This window comes from Mycolicibacterium neoaurum ATCC 25795 (assembly GCF_000691525.1).
GTDB lineage: Bacteria > Actinomycetota > Actinomycetes > Mycobacteriales > Mycobacteriaceae > Mycobacterium > Mycobacterium neoaurum.
In genome coordinates this window covers 229,202-248,067 of sequence record NZ_JMDW01000005.1, presented here as the reverse complement: position 1 = coordinate 248,067, position 18,866 = coordinate 229,202, and the positions used below count along the sequence as shown (strand labels likewise).

Here is an 18,866-nt window from a genome sequence, read left to right as displayed (position 1 = left end):
GAGGACTCCGTCGCAATCGAGAGGATCGATCTGTATGGCCCAGAAAGATGTCGCCGGATTCTGGTTCGACCCGCTGTGCCCGTGGTGCTGGATCACCTCGCGTTGGATTCTCGAGGTCCAGAAGGTCCGCGATATCGAGGTCAACTTCCACGTGATGAGCCTTGCGGTGCTCAACGAGGGCCGGGATCTGCCCGAGGAGTACCAGGAGATGATGAAGAAGGCCTGGGGCCCGGTGCGGGTGGCGATCGCGGCCGAACAGGCCCACGGTCCGGAGGTGCTGTCCCCGCTCTACACCGCGATGGGCACGCTGATCCACAACGAGGGCAACAAAGATTTCGACGACGTGATCGCGAAGTCCTTGGCGCAGGCCGGCTTGCCCGCCGAACTCGCCGAGGCGGCCACCACCGACTCCTACGACGAGGCGCTGCGCAAGAGCCACCACGAGGGCATGGACGCGGTCGGTGACGATGTCGGCACGCCGACCATCCACGTCAACGGCGTCGCGTTCTTCGGTCCGGTGCTCTCGCGCATCCCGCGCGGCGAGGAGGCCGGGAAGCTGTGGGACGCCTCGGTGATCTTCGCGTCCTATCCGCACTTCTTCGAACTCAAGCGCACCCGCCACGAGTCGCCCGAGTTCGACTGACCGCGCCGGCGGGCAGGAGCGAAGCGACTCGGGGGATGAACCTACAACCCCTGCAGTTGTGACAGCGTGGCGTGGGCGATCATGAAGTAGATGATCAGCCCGGTGCCGTCGACGATGGTCGCGATCATCGGCGCCGACACCACCGCCGGATCGATGCGGCACTTCTTGAGCACCGGCGGCAGTATCGAGGCCACGAATGACGACCACAGCACGATCGCGGCCACGGTCAGAGTCACCGTCAAGGTGATCTCCGGCCCGACCCCGAGGGTCCAGGACCGGATCAGCGCGGCCAGCGCCATGGTGGCCGCGATCATCATGCCGGTCGACATCTCCTTGGCCAGGATCGCCGGGACGTCACGCAGTCGCACCTGACCGGTGGCCATCGCCCGCACGAGTGTCGTCGTGATCTGCGTTCCGGTGTTGCCGCCGGTGCCGATCAACAGCGGGATGAAGAAGGCCAGTGCGACGACGGCCTCCATCTCCTCCTCGAAATGCCGTAGCACCGTGCCGGTATAGGCCTCGGCGATGAACAACAGCAGCAGCCAGCCGATCCGCTTGCGCCACAGCAGCCATGGCGAGGCCCGCAGGTAGGGCACCTCCAGCGGTTCCGACCCACCCTGGCGTTCGGCGTCCTCGGTGGCCTCCTCGGCGGTGATGTCGTTGGCGGTGTTCTCGGTGAGGATGCCGAGCAGCCGGTTGTCGGCATCGACCACCGGCACCGCGACCAGGTTGTAGTCCACCAGGGCTTGGGCGGCCTCCTCGGCATCGGTCAGTGGCGATACCGACAGCACATCGCGGTTGGTCAGCGCCGCGACCGTGTCCCGTGTGTCGCAGAGCACGAGATCGCGGAACGCGACGACGCCGAGCAGGCGGTTGCCGTCGTCGGTGACGTAGACATAGGCACCGGTACGAGAGTCGCTGCGCAGCGTTGCGGCATCGCCGCGAATCGAGGCGACGGCCTCGCCGACCGTCATGTCGGGGCGGACGGTCAGCGCCTCGGGCACCATGTGTGCGGCCACCGAATCGGGCGGCCAGCTCAGCAGCCCGCACAGCACGTCGGCGCGGATCTGGGGCAGCACCGACAGGACCTGCTCGCGCGGTGCGTCCTTCATATCGCGCAGCACGTCGGCGGCATGGTCGAGGTCGAGCGCGTCCACCAGCGCGGCGGCATCGGTCGCGGCCATCGCGGCCAACACATAGGCCGACAATTCGTCGTCGATCGACTCGAACAGCTCGGTGGCGCCGTCGGAGTCGAGCAGCGGGCCGAGGGCCTGTAGGTCCTCGGCGCTGCACTTGGCGAGCTGATGGGTGCGTTCGGCCGGGTCCTTGACCGATCTGAGCCAGGCGGCCACATCCCGTTTCGCGATCGCCGAGCGTAGTGCGGTCGCGGTGGTGCTGCCCATGCCAGTCTCCATCTCTGCCGATTGCGAAGGTCAATCTAACGCGCTCACGTTTTCACCAGAAAGCCTGTCCAACAGCGCATTAGCCGGTGTACACGCGTTGGCGCGCGGGTGTCCGGCAGGTGTCCGGCAACGAAATTCGTAGGTGTGAGATTCCGTTGTTCCGGTTGCACGCCGGTGGCCGGGCCGTCAAAGTGCACAGAATGACAGCGGCCGAACCCACCACCGACGGTAGCTACCGGGACCGGATCGTCGCGGTCGAACCCGGTGGTAACGAGTTCATCGCAGAGGCCGATCGCCATGGCAGGCCCAGTCAGCTGCTGTGGACCTGGGCGTCGCCGAATCTGGAATTCGCCACCATCTTCCTGGGCGTGCTGGCGGTCTCCTACTTCGGCATGACGTTCTGGCAGGCGGTCGCGGGCATCGTCATCGGCGCCGGCCTCGGCGCGGCGGCGCACTCCTTCCTGTCCGCGCGCGGCCCGCAACTCGGGGTGCCGCAGATGGTCATCGGCCGGTTGTCCTTCGGATACCGAGGCAACGCGGTGCCGTCGACGCTGATGGCGATCACCGCGGGCGTCGGCTGGTTCGCGACGAACAGCATCAGCGCGGCCTTCGCGTTGGCGACGCTGTTCGGCATCGCCCCCGTGTGGGCGCTGGTTCTGGTGGTCATCGTGCAGACCGCGCTGGCCTTCTTCGGACACAACCTGGTACAGGCCTTCGAACGGTGGGCGTTCCCGGTGCTGGCGGTCATCTTCGCGATCACCGCGGTGGTCATCATGAGCAAGGCCGACCTGGGCGCGCCCGCTGTCGAGGGCGGCGTCGGTGGGGTCGGCGGCTTCCTGCTGACGGTGGGTGCCACCTTCGGCTACGTGGCCGGCTGGACGCCCTATGCCGCCGATTTCAGCCGCTACCTGCCCAGCACCGTGTCACCGGCGCGCACCGGCCTCTTCGCCGCCGGCGGGCTGTTCCTGGCCAGTTCGGTGCTGGCGATCGTCGGCGCGGCGTCGGTCACCATCATCACCAACGCGAGTTCGGACAATCCGGCCGATGTCTTCACCAGTTCGCTGCCCGGTGCGCTGGCCGCCGCCACCCTGCTGGCCATCGCGATCGGTGCCGTGGCCGCCAACGCCATCAACGTCTACTCGGCCGGGATGGCCTTCGTCACCACCGGTGTGAAACTGCCGGCGCATATCGCCCGGGCGACGGCGACGGTCTTCTTCGGCATCGCGGGCTTTCTGGTGGCCTGGTGGGCATTGGCCGATGCCGCGGCAAGTTATGAGGCCTTCCTGTTGCTCATCGCCTACTGGGTGGGTCCCTGGCTCGGGGTGGTGTTCGCCGATCAGTACCTGCGCCGCGGGCAGCGGGTGGACGGATTCCTCTATGACCACTCCTATTCGAATTGGCCGGGGCTACTGTCATTCCTGATCGGTCTGGTGGTCTCGTTCCTGCTGTTCTGCAATCAGGAGTTGTTCGTGGGGTTTGTCGTTCGGGCGGTGCCCGATCTGGGTGATATCGGCTTCTTCGTGGGCTTCCTGCTGGCCGCGGGCAGCTATCTCGTGCTGTGCCGTGCCAAGATCGCCGCCGAGCGGGTGCCTGCGTGACCCCGGAGGCGATGCTCGACGTTGCCGTCGAGGAGGCCCGAAAAGGATTGGCCGAGGGTGGAATCCCGATCGGCGCGGCCCTGTTCACCCGGGACGGTGTGTTGCTCGGCAGCGGACACAACCGGCGCGTACAGAACGACGACCCGTCGGTGCACGGCGAGACCGATGCCTTCCGCAATGCCGGGCGGCAGCGCGACTACCGGTCCACGGTGATGGTGACGACGCTCTCGCCCTGCTGGTACTGCAGCGGTCTGGTGCGTCAGTTCAACATCGGCGCGGTGGTCATCGGGGAGGCCAAGACCTTTTCCGGCGGGCATGACTGGCTTGCCGAGAACGGCGTGCAGGTGACGCTGCTCGAAGACGAGCGGTGCGTGTCGATGATGGCGGAGTTCATCGCCGCCCGGCCGGAACTGTGGAACGAAGATATCGGAGTGGCTGAATGAGTGCCATTGCTACCGTTGACCTTTCCCGCTGGTACGCCGGCGGTGCGGAAGCGCGGGCGCTCGCCGCCGAGGTGGACGAGGGCCTGCAGCGGGCGGGTTTCATCATCGTCACCGGCCACGGTGTCGATCCTGACCTGGCCGCGCGGGTGCGTGCCGCCAGCCGCGAGTTCTTCGCCCTGCCCACCGAGGTGAAGCAGCGCTATTCGGTGCCCGTCGGCGGCCACGGGTGGATCGGGCCGGGCGCGGAGGCCAACGCCTACGCCGAGGGCACCGAGACGCCGCCGGACCTCAAGGAGAGCTTCAGCCTGGGTGCGGAGACCGCGACCGGGGACCCGGAGATCGATCGAATCTGGTTTGCGCCCAACGTCTGGCCTGCCGAGGTGGCGCACCTGCAGGGCCTTGTGGACGAGTACACCACCGCGATGCGCACGCTCTCCGATGACCTGCTCGGGTTGTTCGCCGCCGCCCTCGGACTGTCCGAGAACCCGTTCGCGGCGTTGGCCAGCACGCCGACGTGGACGATGAACATCAACCACTACCCGCCGGTCAGCGTGGTCGGCGAGCCCGAACCGGGCCAGTTCCGAATCGGCCCGCACACCGATTTCGGCACGGTCACCGTGCTCGACCGCGAGCCCGGTGCCGGTGGCCTGCAGGTGTATTCGGAGGAGGCCGGCTGGGAGGATGCGCCGTGGGAGCCCGGCGCGCTCACCGTCAACATCGGGGACCTGCTGGAGTACTGGAGCGGGCGGCGTTGGCCCTCGGGCCGGCATCGGGTGCTGCCGCCACAACCCCACGCTCCCGAAGAGGACCTGGTGTCGCTGATCTACTTCTACGAGGCCAACCACGATGCGCTGGTCACTCCGCTGGAGCCGCCCATCGGACGGGTCGCCGGCCTGGACCCGGTGACCTCGGCCGATTTCATCAAGGAGCGACTGGACGCCATCACCGTCGGCTAACCCTGGACGGTCGGACGGATCACCAATTCGCCGATCTCGACTTCCCAGGGCTGGTCGATCGCGAACTCGACCGTTCTGGCGATCGCGTCGGGATCGAGGGCGAAAGCCTGCATGCCGGTGTCGATCTCGGCGCGGATGGCCGGGTCGGTGATGGAGTCGCCGAACTCGGTGCGCACATACCCCGGTGAGATGGCCGTGGTCTTCAGCGTCCCGTCGGTGGATTCCTGACGCAATCCCTCCAGCAGGGTGCGGACAGCGTTCTTGGTGGCGGCATACACCGCCATGGTCGGTGCGATCTTGAGGCCCGCGGTCGAGACGATGGTGACGAAGTGGCCGCGGCCCTGCTCCTCGAACACCGGCAGGGCGGCGTCGATACCGTGCAGCACACCGCGCAGGTTCACATCGATCATGGCGTCCCAGTCGCCGCGACGTCGTGCCCTCACCGGTGAGATCGGGCCGATCCCGGCGTTGCCGACCAGGACGTCGAGACGGCCGAACTCGGACACCGCCGAGTCCACCAGGTGCTGCAGATCATCGGCTCGGGTGACATCGACGGGGACGGTTGCGGCCCGGCCGCCCGCGGCCCGCAGCTCGGCGGCCAGTTCGTCGAGCCGTTCGGTGCGGCGCGCGCCGAGGACGACGGCGCAACCGCGGCCGGCGAGCCGCCGTGCGGTGGCGGCGCCGATACCGCTGCTGGCACCGGTGATCGCCACGACCTTGTCGGCGAGTGAATTCATGGCCTAACCTCCAGAGTAATGCGGACAACTTGTCCGTTTCCATATAAGTGGACAAGTTGTCCGTTTTCAAGGCGAGGAGTGGATATGGCCGAGCGCACCGATGCCGCGCGCAGCAGGTCGGCCATCATCGACGCCGCGCGGCGGCTGGTCACCGAACCCGGGGAACTGAAGCTCAGTGCCGTCGCGCGGGCCGCCGGTGTCGGCCAGGCCACGCTGTACCGGCATTTCGCCACCCGAGATGATCTGATGCGCGCGCTCTACGACGACGAGATCGACGAATTGGTCGCGCTGGCATACGCATTGGTCGAAGCGCAGCCGCCGGTGGTGGCGCTGCGGCAATGGTTCGGGCACCTCGCCGAGTACGCCAGGGTGAAGTTCGGCGTGATGGCCGCGGTCGAGGCGTCGGTCTGGCGGGACATCGCCTCGCGCACACCGGGCAAACTCGGCGACGCCCTCGGCGCCCTGCTCGCGGCCGGGCGGGACGCCGGCGTTCTGCGCGCCGATGTCGACGCCCGCGACGTCATCCTGCTGTCCTGGTTCCTCGCCCACGTCGAGGCCGACGAGTGGGCCGAACGCACGCCCCGCCTGCTGGGCGTGCTGCTCGACGGGCTGTCCGCGCACCAGGTGGGCAGCGGGGACGTGGGGCCCGATTAGTAGGGTTACCGCCATGCGCGTCTATATCGGTGCCGACCATGCCGGGTTCGAGTTCAAGAAGACCATCATCGAGCACCTCAGGAAGAGCGGCCACGAGCCGATCGACTGCGGCGCCTACAGCTATGACGCCGATGACGATTACCCGGCGTTCTGCATCGACGCCGCGGTCAAGACCGTCGCCGACCCGGACAGCCTGGGCATCGTGCTCGGCGGATCGGGCAACGGCGAGCAGATCGCCGCGAACAAGGTGCCCGGTGCCCGCTGTGCGCTGGCGTGGAGCGTGGAGACCGCGAAACTGGCCCGCGAGCACAACAACGCCCAGCTGATCGGTCTCGGCGGCCGCATGCACAGCGAGGAGGAGGCGCTCGCGATCGTCGACGCCTTCCTTGCCACGCCGTGGTCGGAGGCCGAACGCCACCAGCGTCGTATCGACATCCTGGCCGCCTATGAGGTCGACCACGTCGCACCGCCGGTGCCCGGGGCGCCGGCCTGATCGCGGTCTGACCGATGCCGGAGGGCCACACGCTGCACCGGCTGGCCCGGCTGCACCAGAAGCGGTTCGGCCGGGTCCCGGTCGTGGTCTCCAGCCCGCAGGGGCGCTTCACCGAGGGCGCGGCCGCCGTCTCCGGCCGGGTGCTGCGCACCGCCGATGCCTGGGGCAAGCATCTTTTCCACCATTACGACGGCGGTGCGGTGGTGCATGTGCACCTGGGCCTGTACGGCAGCTTCACCGAGGCGCCGCTCGGCGAGGACGGCGCAGTGCCCGCGCCGGTGGGTGCGGTGCGGATGCGGATGGTCGGCGCCGACCACTACACCGATCTGCGTGGACCGACGGCGTGTGAGGTGATCGACGACGGTGCAGTCGACGATGTGCTCGCCCGGCTAGGCCCCGACCCGCTGCGTTCGGATGCCGATCCCGAGTTGGCATGGCAGCGAATCACCAAGTCGCGCCGCACCATCGGCGGGCTGCTGATGGATCAGAAGGTGATGGCCGGGGTCGGCAATGTCTACCGCAGCGAGTTGTTGTTCCGCCACCAGATCGACCCGTACAGGCCGGGCACCCATATCGGCGACGACGAGTTCGAGGACATGTGGACCGACCTCGTCGCGCTGATGAAGATCGGGGTGCGTCGCGGCAAGATCGTCGTCGTCCGTCCCGAACACGATCGCGGCGCGCCCTCCTATCGCGAGGGCAGGCCCCGCACCTACGTCTATCGCCGCGCGGGCGAGGCGTGTCGGGTGTGTGGGACACCGGTGCGCACCGCCGAACTGGAGGCGCGCAACGTGTTCTGGTGCCCCACCTGCCAGAGCTGAGCCTGCCGGGCAGACCCGTCGGCGGGCAGGGAGAATCGTTGCGGTGGAGTTGATTCTCGTGGTCGTCGGGGCCATCGTCGTGACCGCCATCGCGCATCGGCGCGGACTGGAACCCGCCCTGATCATCGTGATGGTCGGCATTGCCGTGTCGTTCGCGCCGGATTTCGAACCGCCCGAGCTGGACTCGCACATCCTGCTCACGGTGGTGCTGCCACCCCTGCTGTATTCGGCGGCACTGAACTTCTCCTTCCCGACGTTCCTGCGCAACATCCGGCCGATCCTCGGCCTCGGGGTGGGCCTGGTGGTGATCAGCGCGTTCACCGTGGCGGCGGTGTCGGCGTGGCTGGTGCTGGTGCCGTTGACCTTCGCGACCGCACTGGTGCTGGGAGCGATCGTCGCCCCGCCGGACGCGGTGACCGCCGTCGCCGTGGGCCGCAAGCTCGGGCTTCCGAAGAAGGTGATGGCGATCCTGACCGGGGAGAGCCTGATCAACGATGCCGCCGCGCTGACGTTGTTCAGCATCGCGGTGGCACAGGTGGCCGGTACCCGCACCTTCATCGACAATCCCGTGTTGCTGTTCAGCTACAGCGCCGTGGTGGGCCCCGTCGTCGGTGCGCTGCTCGGGTGGATCACCCTGTGGATCCGCCGACGGCTAGCCAACCCCGGATTGGAGACGGTGCAGGGGCTGGTGGTCCCGTTCGCCGCGTTCATCGTGGCCGAGGAACTGCACGCCTCCGGGGTTCTGGCGGTCGTGGTGGCCGGGTTCGTCGTCGGCAGCGGGACCCTGTCGGCCGGCTACCAGACCAGACTGCAGGAACGTTATGTGTGGAACTCCGTCGACGTCCTGCTGGAGGCCTTCGTCTTCGCCTATATCGGCCTGCACCTGCGGTTCGTGCTGGAGGATCTGCAGGAGGCCCACGAATCGCTGACACAGGTCGCGGTCGCCTCGGCGATCGTGCTGGTGCTTGTCCTGGTGATCCGGCCGGTGTCGGTGTTCCTGATGTTCGGCCGCAGCAAGCTCGCCCGCCACGTCGAGGCGAAATGGAGCGTTCCGGCGCCCGATACCGGCCGCGGCGCGACGCGGGGCCGGCCGTTGGCCAAATGGCGCTCCCGTATCGACCGCCGCTCGCTGAGCTGGCAGGAGAACGTGGTGGTCTCCTGGACCGGGATGCGCGGGGTGGTCACCTTGGCCGCCGCCGCCGCCATCCCGGCCACCACGATCGACGGCGAGCCGTTTCCCGAGCGCGCCACCATCCAGGCCATCGCGTTCGTGGTCAGCGTCGGGACGCTGCTGATCCAAGGGTCGACGCTGCCATGGCTGATCCGCCGGCTGCACCTGTCGCGATTCAACGACGACCACGCCGCCGACCGGGCCGAGGAGATCAAGGCCGAGCAGGTGGTCCAGCAGGCCGCCGACGATGTGCTGGCCGATTTTCACGCCCACCCGCCGGCGGGGATCAACCAGGAACTGGTCGCCGAGATCCGCGCCGTCATCGCCCGGCACGCGCAGGACGCCGACGAGATGCCCGATCCGGGTGCGCCCACCAAACGGGCCGAGGTGTTCTCGACGGTCTACCGGGCGGTGCTCGGTGCCCAGCGGGCCGCGCTGATCGCCGAGCTGGAAGATGGCCGTATCGAGGACGAGGCCGTGCGCGCCATGCTCGAACGCCTCGATCTGCAGGAGGCCAGTGTCACCGCGAGGTTGGAGAGCCGCCTCTGAATCCGGCCACCAGGTGCGGTGCGAACAGTGCACACACGACCCCGACCGTGGACAGCGCGGCGGCCGTCCACACCGGCCCGAGGGGGCCGGCGGGGCCGGTCAACGTCAGCCCGGCAACAGCGGGCCCGCACACCGCGCCGAGGTTGAGCGCGGCCGTCGCGTACGAACCCGCCATCGTCGGAGCTCCGGACGCGGCGTAGAGCACGCGGGTGATCAGCGTGGCGCCCACCGCGAAGGACAGCACACCCTGGCCGAACACCAGGACGAGCAGCGCCCACGGATGTCCGGCCCAGGTCCCGAGCGCGACCCAGCCCAGAACCAAGAGCGGTCCGCCGGTGAACATCACGGTGCCGGGCCGGTCATCGGACAACCGGCCGGCCAGCCGCACCCCCAGGTATGAACCGATCCCGAAAAGCATGAGCGGCACGGTGATCCACGAGCGGTCCAGCCCGGCCGTGTCGGTCACCACGGGCGCCAGGAACGTGAACGCCGCGAAGGTCGCGCCGTTGACGGCGGCGGCCAGCACCATCACCACAGCCAACGCGGGGGAGCGGAGTTGGGCCAACTCCGCGCGCAGCGAGACCCGTTCGGGCTCGGGTGGTGGGCCACTGCGGATCCCGGCGACGATGCCGATGAGCGCCGGTACACACAACAGTGCCACCGCCCAGAATGTGGCCCGCCAACCGAGAAGCATTCCGAGCAGTGCCCCTGCGGGCACGCCGAGCACCATCGCCAACGTCGTACCGGCAAGCAGGACTGCCAGCGCGCGCCCCCGGCGGTCGGCCGCGACCGAGGCGGTGGCCGCCCGCAGTGCCACCGCGAGGAACCCGGCATTGGCCAGGGCGGCGAGCACCCGGGTACCCAGCAGTAGCGCGAAGCTGGTTGTCGATGCCGCGACCACATGTGCTGCCGCGAAGACCAGCAGAAAGGTGGTCAGGCTCGTGCGGAGTGGGAGCCGGCGGGCGCAGGCCGCCATCACCGGTGCGCCGATCACCATCCCGGCGGCGAACACGGAGGTCAGCAGACCGGCTGCGCCGACCGGGACGCCGAGATCGGCGGCGATATCGGGCACCAGGCCCGCGAGCATGAATTCCGAAGTGCCCATGGCGAATACGGCCAGGGCAAGCAGATAGAGGGTACGAGACATCGACGCTTCCACGGTGAGAGGTACGGGGATTCATCTCGTCACCACGGCCGGCACCCGCACGCGCGCAGTGAACACGCGTGCCGACAAAATGCTGGAGTTACGGGGCTGGCGGTGGGACCGGCAGCCCCACCTCATGCGTCTTCGGACTCATACGGGCACCCTAACGATCTCGCGTCGCGGCTAGAAGTCGAACCCGCCGAAATCGCCGCCACCGAAATCGCCGCCGCCGTCCCAGCCGCCGGAATCCCAGCCGCCCTGATCGCCACCGTCCCAGCCACTCTGGTCGACACCGCCGCCATCGCCGAGCTCACCCTGGGCCAGCCCGTCCTGAAACCCGTCGCCGTATCCGGACTCGAACGCCTGGGCGTCGTAACCGACACCGGACATCCCGCTGAACATGGCACTGAACAACATGGCCGAACCGAGACCCCAGGCGCCGGCCACCAGGGCCGGCTTCCACCACGGCTCGGAGTACCAGCCCGCCGGCACCGGACGTCCCGCGACGCGCCCGCCCGGGTAGTAGTTCGGGGTGCGCTCAGAGGGTGTCGGGGAAGCCTCGATCTGCCTGCCCTCGAATTCGACGCGGCGATCCTCGGTGACGGCACCTGCGGTGCGTTGTCCGGCAAGGGATTCCAGCTCCGGACCCGGATCCATGCCCATCGCGGTGCGCGCCGCGCGCACGTAGTACAGGCCCTCGATGGCGCTCTCCTTGGCCAGCTCGGCCTGCTTGGCAGTGGTGGCCTGCTCGATCTGCGAGGACGCGGCGGTGTACCGCTCGGAGGCATCGGCCATCGCCTGCTTGGAGGCATCGTCGTTGCCGGTGATGTTGAGCACCTGCCCGCCGAGGCGTTCGATGACCCGGCGTGCGTCGGCCTTGGCATCGGCCAGTGACTCGGCGGCCTTGCGGTCGTTGGCCTGCGACGAGTTGAACACGACGAAGGCGATCGCCGCGATGACGAGCACGATGAGGATGACGAGTACGCCGTTCATGTTCCCAGCGTACCGACAGCCCGCAGGCGCTTCCTGTGCTCGATCACAGCGAAGCCCGACCACAGCGAAGCCCGCGGCGAAGTCCGGCTCGGTCAGGCCGTTTTCACGCCGAGCGCGGAATAGACCTCGTCGGACAGCGCCAGGGTGCGCGGGTCGGCATTGCATTTCGTGGCGTCGAAATGGTTCATCACATACGAGTAGCCGATGCGGTGTTCCAGGTCGACGAAGGCGAACGACCCACCCGAACCGCCGTGGCCGAAGATCGCCGGGTTCGGCCCCGCCACGCCTCGCTGGTTGAGCATGTAACCCAGACCCCAGCCGTGGTCGGCGACCCGTGCACCGAGGACGACATCGGTGTCGAATCCGCCCTGGGACACCCGAACTCGCTCCATCAGTTCGCGGCTGAGCAGCTTCTCCTGCGCCAGTGCGTTGTAGAACGTCGCGAGACCGTGCGCGCTGACGTGGCTGTTGGTTCCCGGGAACTCGGCGGCGCGCCAGCTGTCGATATCGGTCGAACCCAGCTCGTCGTCGGGCACGAATCCCATGGCCACCGCCAGCCCGGCCATCGGATGTTCGTCCAGACGGGCCGGCTGTCCCGGCGCGCCACCGCCGGCCAGCACGTCGCGGATGTGGGGCTTGTTGATCATCTCCGCGCATCGGTGGTGCTCGGCGGCGGGCAGCCCGACGTGCACGTCGATACCGAGCGGCTCGGCGATCTCGGTGCGCAGATACCTGCCCAGGGTGCGTCCGGTGATCCGGCGCACCAGCTCGCCGAGGATGAACCCGAACGTCACCATGTGATAGCCCTGCGCGGTACCCGGTTCCCACCACGGTGGCGACCCGGCGATCCGCGTGCACACGCCGTCCCAGTCGAGCGTCTGTTCCGGGCGCAGCCGATGCCGCGGCCCGATCACCCCGGACCGGTGGGCCAGCACCATCGCGACGGTGATGTTCTCCTTGCCGGCCTGGCCGAACTCCGGCCAGTACCGGGCAACCGGCGCGTCCAGGTCGAGCTCGCCGCGGTCGGCCAGCAGGTGGATACAGGTACTCGTCAGACCCTTGGACCCGGAGTAGATGCTCGCCAACGTGTCGGCCCGCCAGGGTCGCACCCCCGCCGCGTCCGCGCTGCCACCCCAGAGGTTGACCACCAGATCGCCGTCGACCCAGACCGCGACCGCGGCGCCGATGTCACCGCGTTCGGTGAAATTACGTTCGAACGCTGCTCGCACGCCGGCGAAATCTTCGACACAGATGCCGTCCACGGACACGGTGGGTGGCGCGACGGGGGAGCGGTGCACAGCTCGACCTCCAGACGCTTGCGATGACTCCGGCCACCGTACGTCCTGCGCCGACTGCCCAGGTGACGACCGCACTGCCGTTGCATCGCGGTTGGATGACGATCGGCTTCCGGTCGACGTCTCGACAACCTTTCGGCGACAAGCATCTTGCTCATGATGGCGGCTGATCATCCACGGCGGCGATACGGTTGTATCCGCACTGCGGGGGGCGGGGCGGGGGAGGCAATATGGGGAGCGCAAAAACGGGCAAGGCAGCGGTTGCGGCGTGGGGGCTGGCCGGGGCGGTCCTGATCGCCGGGTGCGGTGGCAGCACCACCGGGGTGGCGACGGCGCCGGATGACCTCACGCTCTACACCTCGAGCGCACCGAAGCGCACCACCACGAAGGCGCCGCCCACCAGCCAGAGACCGACGTCCGGTGTCTCGCAGCAGGCGCTGGACGAGCTGCGCGCCGCCGGTATCGACGGGCCTGATGACGCGATCGCCGACCAGCTGTCGCTGGCCTGCATCATGGGCGAGAGCCGCTTCAACGACTCCATCGCAGATGTGGTCGATGTGCTGATCCAGATGGGTAGTCGACTGCCGCCCGATGCGCTGACGACGATCGTCACGGTGGCCGTGAAGTACGAGTGCCCCGAGCTGGCCACCAAGCTCGGCGGCTGACGGCCGACCCGCGGCCACGCCGCTGAAAAAACGGTCCTACCAGCGTTTCCGCCGGTAGGACCGTTCTCGCGTGGAGCGGGCGACGGGAATCGAACCCGCGTAGCTAGTTTGGAAGACTAGGGCTCTACCATTGAGCTACGCCCGCATGCGGTGCATCGGAGACTGTACTAGCGAAGGCGCGATCAAATCCAATTGATGGCGTCGCGACACATGCCCGTAGTATCTCGCGTGGTCGGCGTGCGTGCGTGTCGACCGAAGACAAGCACGAAGAGGCACGGGGTGTAGCGCAGCTTGGTAGCGCATCCGCTTTGGGAGCGGAAGGCCGCAGGTTCAAATCCTGTCACCCCGACCGTACGAGCAACAACGAACCATCTACGAGGAGTAACGCAGTGAAGAGCACCGTCGAAAAGTTGAGCCCGACCCGGGTCCGGATCAACGTGGAGGTGCCCTTCACCGAGCTGGAGCCAGACTTCGACCGCGCGTTCAAGCAGCTGGCCGGCCAGGTGCGGCTGCCCGGATTCCGTCCCGGCAAGGCCCCTCGCAAGCTGCTCGAGGCCCGCATCGGTCGCGGCGCGGTCCTGGAGCAGGTCGTCAACGACGCGCTGCCCAGCCGCTACAGCGAGGCAGTCACCTCCGCGGAGATCCAGCCGCTCGGCCAGCCCGATATCGAGGTCACCAAGCTCGAGGACAACGAGGAGCTGGTGTTCACCGCCGAGGTCGACATCCGCCCCGAGATCGAGCTGCCCGACCTGACCGCGCTGAAGATCACCGTCGACCCGATCGAGATCGCCGATGACGAGGTCGACACCGAACTGCAGAACCTGCGTGCCCGCTTCGGCACCCTGACCGGTGTCGAGCGCGCCGCCGCCGACGGCGACTTCGTCTCCATCGACCTGTCGGCCACCGTCGACGGCACCGAGGTGCCCGAGGCCGCCACCGAGGGCCTGTCCCACGAGATCGGTTCCGGTCAGCTCATCGACGGCCTCGACGAGGCGATCATCGGGCTCAAAGCGGGTGAGTCCAAGGTCTTCACGACCACGCTGGCCGCCGGCCCGCACGCCGGCCAGGAGGCCGAGGTCACCGTGACCGTCAAATCGGTCAAGGAGCGCGAGCTGCCCGAGGCCGACGACGAGTTCGCGCAGCTGGCAAGCGAATTCGACACCATCGACGAGCTCAAGGAGAGCCTTGTCGAGCAGGTCAAGCGGGTCAAGCGAATCCAGCAGGCCGAGCAGATCCGCGACAAGGCCCTCGAGGCGCTGCTCGCCGATGTCGAGGTGCCACTGCCCGAGGCGATCGTGCAGGCGCAGATCGACGACACCCTGCACAACGCCATCCACGGTCTCGACCACGACGAGGACAAGTTCAACGAGAGCCTCACCGAGCAGGGCAGCAGCCGCGAGGAGTTCGACACGAACACCCGCAACGAGGCCGAGAAGGCCGTCAAGACCCAGCTGCTGATGGACGCCGTCGCTGACAAGCTCGACATCCAGGTGGGCCAGGCCGACCTGACCGAGCGGCTGGTGCTGATGTCACGGCAGTACGGCATCGAGCCGCAGCAGCTGCTGCAGGTGCTGCAGCAGAACAACCAGCTGCCCGCGATGTTCGCCGATGTCCGCCGCGGCCTGACCATCGCCGCCGTCGTGCAGGGCGCCACGGTCACCGATTCCGATGGCAACGCGGTCGACACCGCCGAGTTCTTCGGACCGGCCGGCGGCGAGGAGACCGCCGATGCCGAGGCGGCCGAGGACCTGGCTGTCGAGGCTCCGGCCGCTGATGCCGCCGAGTCCGAGGCCGCTGCCGACGAGGATGCCGCCGCCGAGAAGGCGGAGAAGAAGGACAAGAAGAAGGCCAAGAAGAAGTCCGACAAGAAGAGCGACGACTCCTCGGAGTGACGCTGTGAGCGAAAGCGCGCCTGTTGGGGCGTGCTCTTCGCCGCGCGTTCGTTAATGTCGGTGAACGAGTACGACAACTCGAAGAAAGCAGGTATCCAGCCGTGACTGACATGCGTGGTGGCACGTCGGGGCTCAACCTCATCGATTCGGTATACGAGCGACTGCTCGCCGAGCGGATCATCTTCCTGGGCACCCAGGTCGATGACGACATCGCCAACCGGTTGTGCGCGCAGATTCTGCTGCTGGCCGCGGAGGACCCCACCAAGGACATCCACCTCTACATCAACTCACCCGGTGGCTCGGTCACCGCGGGTATGGCCATCTACGACACCATGGTGCTGGCGCCGTGCGATGTGGCGACCTACGCCATGGGCCTCGCCGCGTCGATGGGTCAGTTCCTGCTGGCCGCCGGCACCAAGGGCAAGCGGTACGCCCTGCCGCACGCCCGGATCATGATGCACCAGCCGTCGGCCGGTATCGGTGGTAGCGCCGCCGATATCGCCATCCAGGCCGAACAGTTCGCACTGACCAAGAAGGAGATGAACCGGCTCAACGCCCAGTTCACCGGTCAGTCCTTGGAGCGGGTGGAAGCCGACGCCGATCGCGACCGCTGGTTCACCTCCTCGGAGGCCCTGGAATACGGTTTCGTCGACCACATCATCACCAGTGTCAGCGTCAACGGCGAGGGACCAGGAGCAGGTATCAAATGAACCCGATGCAATCGCGCTACATCCTGCCGTCGTTCATCGAGCACTCCAGCTTCGGTGTCAAGGAGTCCAACCCGTACAACAAGCTGTTCGAGGAGCGCATCATCTTCCTCGGCGTGCAGGTGGACGACGCCTCGGCCAACGACATCATGGCCCAGCTGCTGGTACTCGAGTCGCTCGATCCCGATCGGGACATCACCATGTACATCAACTCCCCGGGTGGCTCGTTCACCTCGTTGATGGCGATCTACGACACCATGCAGTACGTCCGTGCCGACATCCAGACGGTCTGCCTCGGGCAGGCCGCCTCGGCCGCCGCGGTGCTGCTGGCCGCCGGTACCCCCGGTAAGCGGCTGGCGCTGCCGAATGCCCGCGTGCTCATCCACCAGCCCGCCGTCGGTGGGGCGATCCAGGGGCAGGTGTCCGATCTGGAGATCCAGGCCGCCGAGATCGAGCGCATGCGCAGCCTGATGGACACCACCCTGGCCCGGCACACCGGCAAGGATCCCGCGGTCATCCGTAAGGACACCGACCGGGACAAGATCCTCACCGCCGCCGAGGCCAAGGATTACGGCATCATCGACACGGTGCTGGAGTACCGCAAGCTCTCTGCCCAGAACGCCTGATCAGACGCACGACATACGCCCCGGTTCGCCTCGCGGACCGGGGCGTGTGCTTTCCCGGTCGATCTCGCTTGACGCGTGCGTCAAAAAGACTGCGCTCGCGCGCCGGTGATGCGAAGCTGTCGTCAGGTCGGGGAAGGACCGAGGGGAGTGGACCGTGATGAGTGTGCGCAAGCTGGCATGGACCATGGCGGGAATCGCCGCAGCGACGGGGCTGACGCTGGCCAACCCGGCGGTGGGGCAGGCCGAGGAACCCGTGTGCCCGGCCGGCACATATTGGAACCCGGCGGTGGTGGAATGTCTGCCCTACGGAGTGAACCCCGTCGTCGGACCGGCGGGGCCGGTCGGCGTCGGCGGTGTCGTCGGTCCCGTGGGTGTCGGGCCGGTTGGTCCGGGACCGGTGGGTCCGGGGCCGGTGGGTCCGGGGCCGGTCGGACCGGGGCCGGTGGGTCCGGGTGGGCTGGGACCACGCTGACCGCGAAACACCGATGTTTGCCAGTCGCCGCCGACGGTATTGTGGACAGCGGCGCACTGCACCGCGCGACCTGGGTGTTTCACCGCGATCGGAGTCACGGCGGCGACACGCCAGGGACACGGTCCGCGTGCCGCCGGGTGGCAAGGCAACAAGAGAGATATGTTCTCCTGCACGCGAACAAATACCACCGACGCGATTCGGCCCTTCGGTCGCACCGTGACGGAACGAACGGGTAGCGTCGGGTTGATACCCGGGGAAACCCACCTTTGAGTGACTGCAAACAGGAAGTAGGACCCTCCCACATGGCGCGCATTGGAGATGGCGGAGACCTGCTGAAGTGCTCATTCTGTGGAAAGAGCCAGAAGCAGGTCAAGAAGCTCATCGCAGGGCCCGGTGTCTACATCTGCGACGAGTGCATCGACTTGTGCAACGAGATCATCGAGGAGGAGTTGGCCGACGCCGACGACGTCAAGCTCGATGAGTTGCCCAAACCTGCCGAGATCCGCGAGTTCCTCGAGGGCTACGTCATCGGGCAGGACACCGCCAAGAAGACGCTCGCGGTGGCCGTCTACAACCACTACAAGCGCATCCAGGCGCAGGAGAAGTCCCGCGACTCACGCGCCGAACCGGTGGAGCTCGCCAAGTCCAACATCCTGATGCTCGGTCCCACCGGCTGCGGTAAGACCTACCTGGCGCAGACGCTGGCCAAGATGCTCAACGTCCCGTTTGCCATAGCGGATGCGACGGCACTGACGGAGGCCGGTTATGTGGGCGAGGATGTCGAGAACATTCTGCTCAAGCTGATCCAGGCCGCCGACTATGACGTCAAGCGCGCCGAGACGGGCATCATCTACATCGACGAGGTCGACAAGATCGCCCGCAAGAGTGAGAACCCGTCGATCACCCGCGACGTCTCGGGCGAGGGTGTGCAGCAGGCGCTGCTGAAGATCCTGGAGGGCACCCAGGCCTCGGTGCCGCCGCAGGGCGGCCGCAAGCACCCGCACCAGGAGTTCATCCAGATCGACACCACCAACGTGCTGTTCATCGTGGCCGGTGCGTTCGCGGGCCTGGAGAAGATCGTCTCCGACCGGGTCGGCAAGCGTGGCCTGGGCTTCGGCGCCGAGGTGCACTCCAAGGCCGAGATCGACACCCAGGACCACTTCGCCGAGGTCATGCCCGAGGACCTGATCAAGTTCGGTCTGATCCCCGAGTTCATCGGCCGTCTCCCGGTTGTCGCCTCGGTGACCAATCTGGACAAGGAATCGCTGGTCCAGATCCTGTCCACCCCGAAGAACGCCCTGGTCAAGCAGTACACCCGGTTGTTCGAGATGGACGGTGTGGAACTGGAGATGACGCCGGAGGCCCTGGACGCCATTGCCGATCAGGCCATCCACCGCGGCACCGGTGCCCGTGGCCTGCGCGCCATCATGGAAGAGGTCCTGCAGCCGGCGATGTACGACATCCCCAGCCGCGATGACGTCGCCAAGGTGGTCGTCACGAGGGAGACCGTGCAGGACAACGTGCTGCCGACCATCGTGCCGCGCAAGCCGTCGCGCAGCGAACGTCGCGACAAGAGCGCCTAATAAGCCGTACACGAAGGCCCC

General features: G+C 67.5%; 19 protein-coding genes and 2 tRNA genes. 15 read left to right on the top strand and 6 right to left on the bottom strand.

The features are described from left to right. Positions 1–34: 34 nt before the first annotated feature. A complete protein-coding gene (locus IC40_RS0105485; protein ID WP_030133744.1) occupies positions 35–643 on the top strand; it encodes a mycothiol-dependent nitroreductase Rv2466c family protein in 609 nt (202 codons plus the stop codon). Between the two features lie 41 nt (positions 644–684). Here IC40_RS0105485 and mgtE read toward each other — a convergent pair whose 3' ends face one another. Then, positions 685–2,046, bottom strand: coding sequence for a magnesium transporter (gene mgtE, locus IC40_RS0105480; RefSeq protein ID WP_030133743.1), 1,362 nt, complete (start codon positions 2,044–2,046; stop codon positions 685–687). Between the two features lie 200 nt (positions 2,047–2,246). On the opposite strand from mgtE, the gene IC40_RS0105475 reads away from it, so the two are divergent. Genes IC40_RS0105475 through IC40_RS0105465 form a run of 3 tightly spaced genes read left to right on the top strand, consistent with a single transcriptional unit; the run spans position 2,247 to position 5,043 of the window. Beyond that, the gene (locus IC40_RS0105475) at positions 2,247–3,644 is read left to right on the top strand and encodes a purine-cytosine permease family protein (protein ID WP_030133742.1); all 1,398 of its coding nucleotides are present in this window, start codon (positions 2,247–2,249) and stop codon (positions 3,642–3,644) included. Continuing rightward, positions 3,641–4,087 carry a nucleoside deaminase gene (locus tag IC40_RS0105470; RefSeq protein WP_030133741.1) on the top strand — a complete coding sequence of 149 codons (447 nt, stop codon included), beginning with the start codon at positions 3,641–3,643 and terminating at the stop codon, positions 4,085–4,087. Before IC40_RS0105475 ends, IC40_RS0105470 begins: the two co-directional genes overlap by 4 nt. Next, positions 4,084–5,043: an isopenicillin N synthase family dioxygenase gene (locus IC40_RS0105465; RefSeq protein WP_030133740.1), complete on the top strand. Its 960-nt coding sequence runs from the start codon at positions 4,084–4,086 to the stop codon at positions 5,041–5,043. Before IC40_RS0105470 ends, IC40_RS0105465 begins: the two co-directional genes overlap by 4 nt. Here IC40_RS0105465 and IC40_RS0105460 read toward each other — a convergent pair. Next, entirely contained in the window at positions 5,040–5,780 is a 741-nt protein-coding gene (locus IC40_RS0105460; protein ID WP_030133739.1) for an SDR family oxidoreductase, read from the bottom strand. The genes IC40_RS0105465 and IC40_RS0105460 overlap by 4 nt on opposite strands. A gap of 84 nt (positions 5,781–5,864) precedes the next feature. Here IC40_RS0105460 and IC40_RS0105455 point away from each other — a divergent pair, with 84 nt between their 5' ends. Genes IC40_RS0105455 through IC40_RS0105440 form a run of 4 tightly spaced genes read left to right on the top strand, consistent with a single transcriptional unit; the run spans position 5,865 to position 9,468 of the window. Further along, positions 5,865–6,434, top strand: coding sequence for a TetR/AcrR family transcriptional regulator (locus tag IC40_RS0105455; RefSeq protein ID WP_030133738.1), 570 nt, complete (start codon positions 5,865–5,867; stop codon positions 6,432–6,434). A 13-nt stretch (positions 6,435–6,447) separates the two neighbouring features. Beyond that, complete coding sequence (locus IC40_RS0105450; RefSeq protein ID WP_030133737.1) at positions 6,448–6,927, top strand: ribose-5-phosphate isomerase; 480 nt, start codon at positions 6,448–6,450, stop codon at positions 6,925–6,927. A gap of 14 nt (positions 6,928–6,941) precedes the next feature. Beyond that, positions 6,942–7,748, top strand: coding sequence for an Fpg/Nei family DNA glycosylase (locus IC40_RS0105445; protein WP_030133736.1), 807 nt, complete (start codon positions 6,942–6,944; stop codon positions 7,746–7,748). Positions 7,749–7,791: 43 nt separating this feature from the next. Then, positions 7,792–9,468 carry a cation:proton antiporter gene (locus tag IC40_RS0105440; protein ID WP_030133735.1) on the top strand — a complete coding sequence of 559 codons (1,677 nt, stop codon included), beginning with the start codon at positions 7,792–7,794 and terminating at the stop codon, positions 9,466–9,468. Here the strand turns inward: IC40_RS0105440 and IC40_RS0105435 are convergent. The 3 genes from IC40_RS0105435 to IC40_RS0105425 all read right to left on the bottom strand — a co-directional run bounded on the left by IC40_RS0105435 (position 9,440) and on the right by IC40_RS0105425 (position 12,903). Continuing rightward, the gene (locus IC40_RS0105435; RefSeq protein WP_030133734.1) at positions 9,440–10,615 is read right to left on the bottom strand and encodes a Cmx/CmrA family chloramphenicol efflux MFS transporter; all 1,176 of its coding nucleotides are present in this window, start codon (positions 10,613–10,615) and stop codon (positions 9,440–9,442) included. The two genes, IC40_RS0105440 and IC40_RS0105435, sit on opposite strands and share 29 nt — an antisense overlap. A gap of 180 nt (positions 10,616–10,795) precedes the next feature. Continuing rightward, on the bottom strand, positions 10,796–11,605 hold the full coding sequence (locus tag IC40_RS0105430) for a DUF1542 domain-containing protein (RefSeq protein ID WP_030133733.1): 810 nt from the start codon (positions 11,603–11,605) through the stop codon (positions 10,796–10,798). Between the two features lie 92 nt (positions 11,606–11,697). Then, positions 11,698–12,903: a serine hydrolase domain-containing protein gene (locus IC40_RS0105425; protein WP_396869032.1), complete on the bottom strand. Its 1,206-nt coding sequence runs from the start codon at positions 12,901–12,903 to the stop codon at positions 11,698–11,700. 227 nt (positions 12,904–13,130) lie between these two features. Between IC40_RS0105425 and IC40_RS0105420 the strand changes: the two genes are divergently transcribed. Beyond that, positions 13,131–13,565, top strand: a complete 435-nt coding sequence (locus tag IC40_RS0105420; protein ID WP_234411687.1) for a hypothetical protein — start codon at positions 13,131–13,133, stop codon at positions 13,563–13,565. Positions 13,566–13,636: 71 nt separating this feature from the next. Here the strand turns inward: IC40_RS0105420 and IC40_RS0105415 are convergent. After that, a tRNA-Gly gene (locus IC40_RS0105415) sits at positions 13,637–13,710 on the bottom strand. A 130-nt stretch (positions 13,711–13,840) separates the two neighbouring features. Between IC40_RS0105415 and IC40_RS0105410 the strand changes: the two genes are divergently transcribed. From IC40_RS0105410 to clpX, 6 genes are all read left to right on the top strand, one after another. Continuing rightward, a tRNA-Pro gene (locus IC40_RS0105410) sits at positions 13,841–13,914 on the top strand. A 40-nt stretch (positions 13,915–13,954) separates the two neighbouring features. Then, the gene (tig, locus tag IC40_RS0105405) at positions 13,955–15,457 is read left to right on the top strand and encodes a trigger factor (protein WP_030133730.1); all 1,503 of its coding nucleotides are present in this window, start codon (positions 13,955–13,957) and stop codon (positions 15,455–15,457) included. 110 nt (positions 15,458–15,567) lie between these two features. After that, complete coding sequence (locus IC40_RS0105400) at positions 15,568–16,167, top strand: ATP-dependent Clp protease proteolytic subunit (protein ID WP_030133729.1); 600 nt, start codon at positions 15,568–15,570, stop codon at positions 16,165–16,167. Then, positions 16,164–16,790: an ATP-dependent Clp protease proteolytic subunit gene (locus IC40_RS0105395; protein ID WP_030133728.1), complete on the top strand. Its 627-nt coding sequence runs from the start codon at positions 16,164–16,166 to the stop codon at positions 16,788–16,790. The genes IC40_RS0105400 and IC40_RS0105395 overlap by 4 nt, the downstream gene beginning before the upstream one ends. Positions 16,791–16,947: 157 nt before the next feature. Next, positions 16,948–17,262, top strand: a complete 315-nt coding sequence (locus IC40_RS27970; RefSeq protein WP_030133727.1) for a hypothetical protein — start codon at positions 16,948–16,950, stop codon at positions 17,260–17,262. Positions 17,263–17,564: 302 nt separating this feature from the next. Next, positions 17,565–18,845: an ATP-dependent Clp protease ATP-binding subunit ClpX gene (clpX, locus tag IC40_RS0105385; RefSeq protein ID WP_030133726.1), complete on the top strand. Its 1,281-nt coding sequence runs from the start codon at positions 17,565–17,567 to the stop codon at positions 18,843–18,845. Positions 18,846–18,866 lie beyond the last annotated feature (21 nt).

Excerpts from the sequence above, each read along its gene's own strand:
- mgtE (WP_030133743.1), bottom strand. The coding sequence starts at position 2,046 with ATGGGCAGCACCACCGCGACCGCACTACGCTCGGCGATCGCGAAACGG.
- IC40_RS0105430 (WP_030133733.1), bottom strand. The coding sequence starts at position 11,605 with ATGAACGGCGTACTCGTCATCCTCATCGTGCTCGTCATCGCGGCGATC.
- IC40_RS0105465 (WP_030133740.1), top strand. The coding sequence starts at position 4,084 with ATGAGTGCCATTGCTACCGTTGACCTTTCCCGCTGGTACGCCGGCGGT.
- IC40_RS27970 (WP_030133727.1), top strand. The coding sequence starts at position 16,948 with ATGAGTGTGCGCAAGCTGGCATGGACCATGGCGGGAATCGCCGCAGCG.
- IC40_RS0105420 (WP_234411687.1), top strand. The coding sequence starts at position 13,131 with ATGGGGAGCGCAAAAACGGGCAAGGCAGCGGTTGCGGCGTGGGGGCTG.
- IC40_RS0105400 (WP_030133729.1), top strand. The coding sequence starts at position 15,568 with ATGCGTGGTGGCACGTCGGGGCTCAACCTCATCGATTCGGTATACGAG.
- IC40_RS0105450 (WP_030133737.1), top strand. The coding sequence starts at position 6,448 with ATGCGCGTCTATATCGGTGCCGACCATGCCGGGTTCGAGTTCAAGAAG.
- IC40_RS0105445 (WP_030133736.1), top strand. The coding sequence starts at position 6,942 with ATGCCGGAGGGCCACACGCTGCACCGGCTGGCCCGGCTGCACCAGAAG.
- IC40_RS0105435 (WP_030133734.1), bottom strand. The coding sequence starts at position 10,615 with ATGTCTCGTACCCTCTATCTGCTTGCCCTGGCCGTATTCGCCATGGGC.
- IC40_RS0105455 (WP_030133738.1), top strand. The coding sequence starts at position 5,865 with ATGGCCGAGCGCACCGATGCCGCGCGCAGCAGGTCGGCCATCATCGAC.
- clpX (WP_030133726.1), top strand. The coding sequence starts at position 17,565 with ATGGCGCGCATTGGAGATGGCGGAGACCTGCTGAAGTGCTCATTCTGT.
- IC40_RS0105485 (WP_030133744.1), top strand. The coding sequence starts at position 35 with ATGGCCCAGAAAGATGTCGCCGGATTCTGGTTCGACCCGCTGTGCCCG.
- IC40_RS0105460 (WP_030133739.1), bottom strand. The coding sequence starts at position 5,780 with ATGAATTCACTCGCCGACAAGGTCGTGGCGATCACCGGTGCCAGCAGC.
- IC40_RS0105395 (WP_030133728.1), top strand. The coding sequence starts at position 16,164 with ATGAACCCGATGCAATCGCGCTACATCCTGCCGTCGTTCATCGAGCAC.
- IC40_RS0105475 (WP_030133742.1), top strand. The coding sequence starts at position 2,247 with ATGACAGCGGCCGAACCCACCACCGACGGTAGCTACCGGGACCGGATC.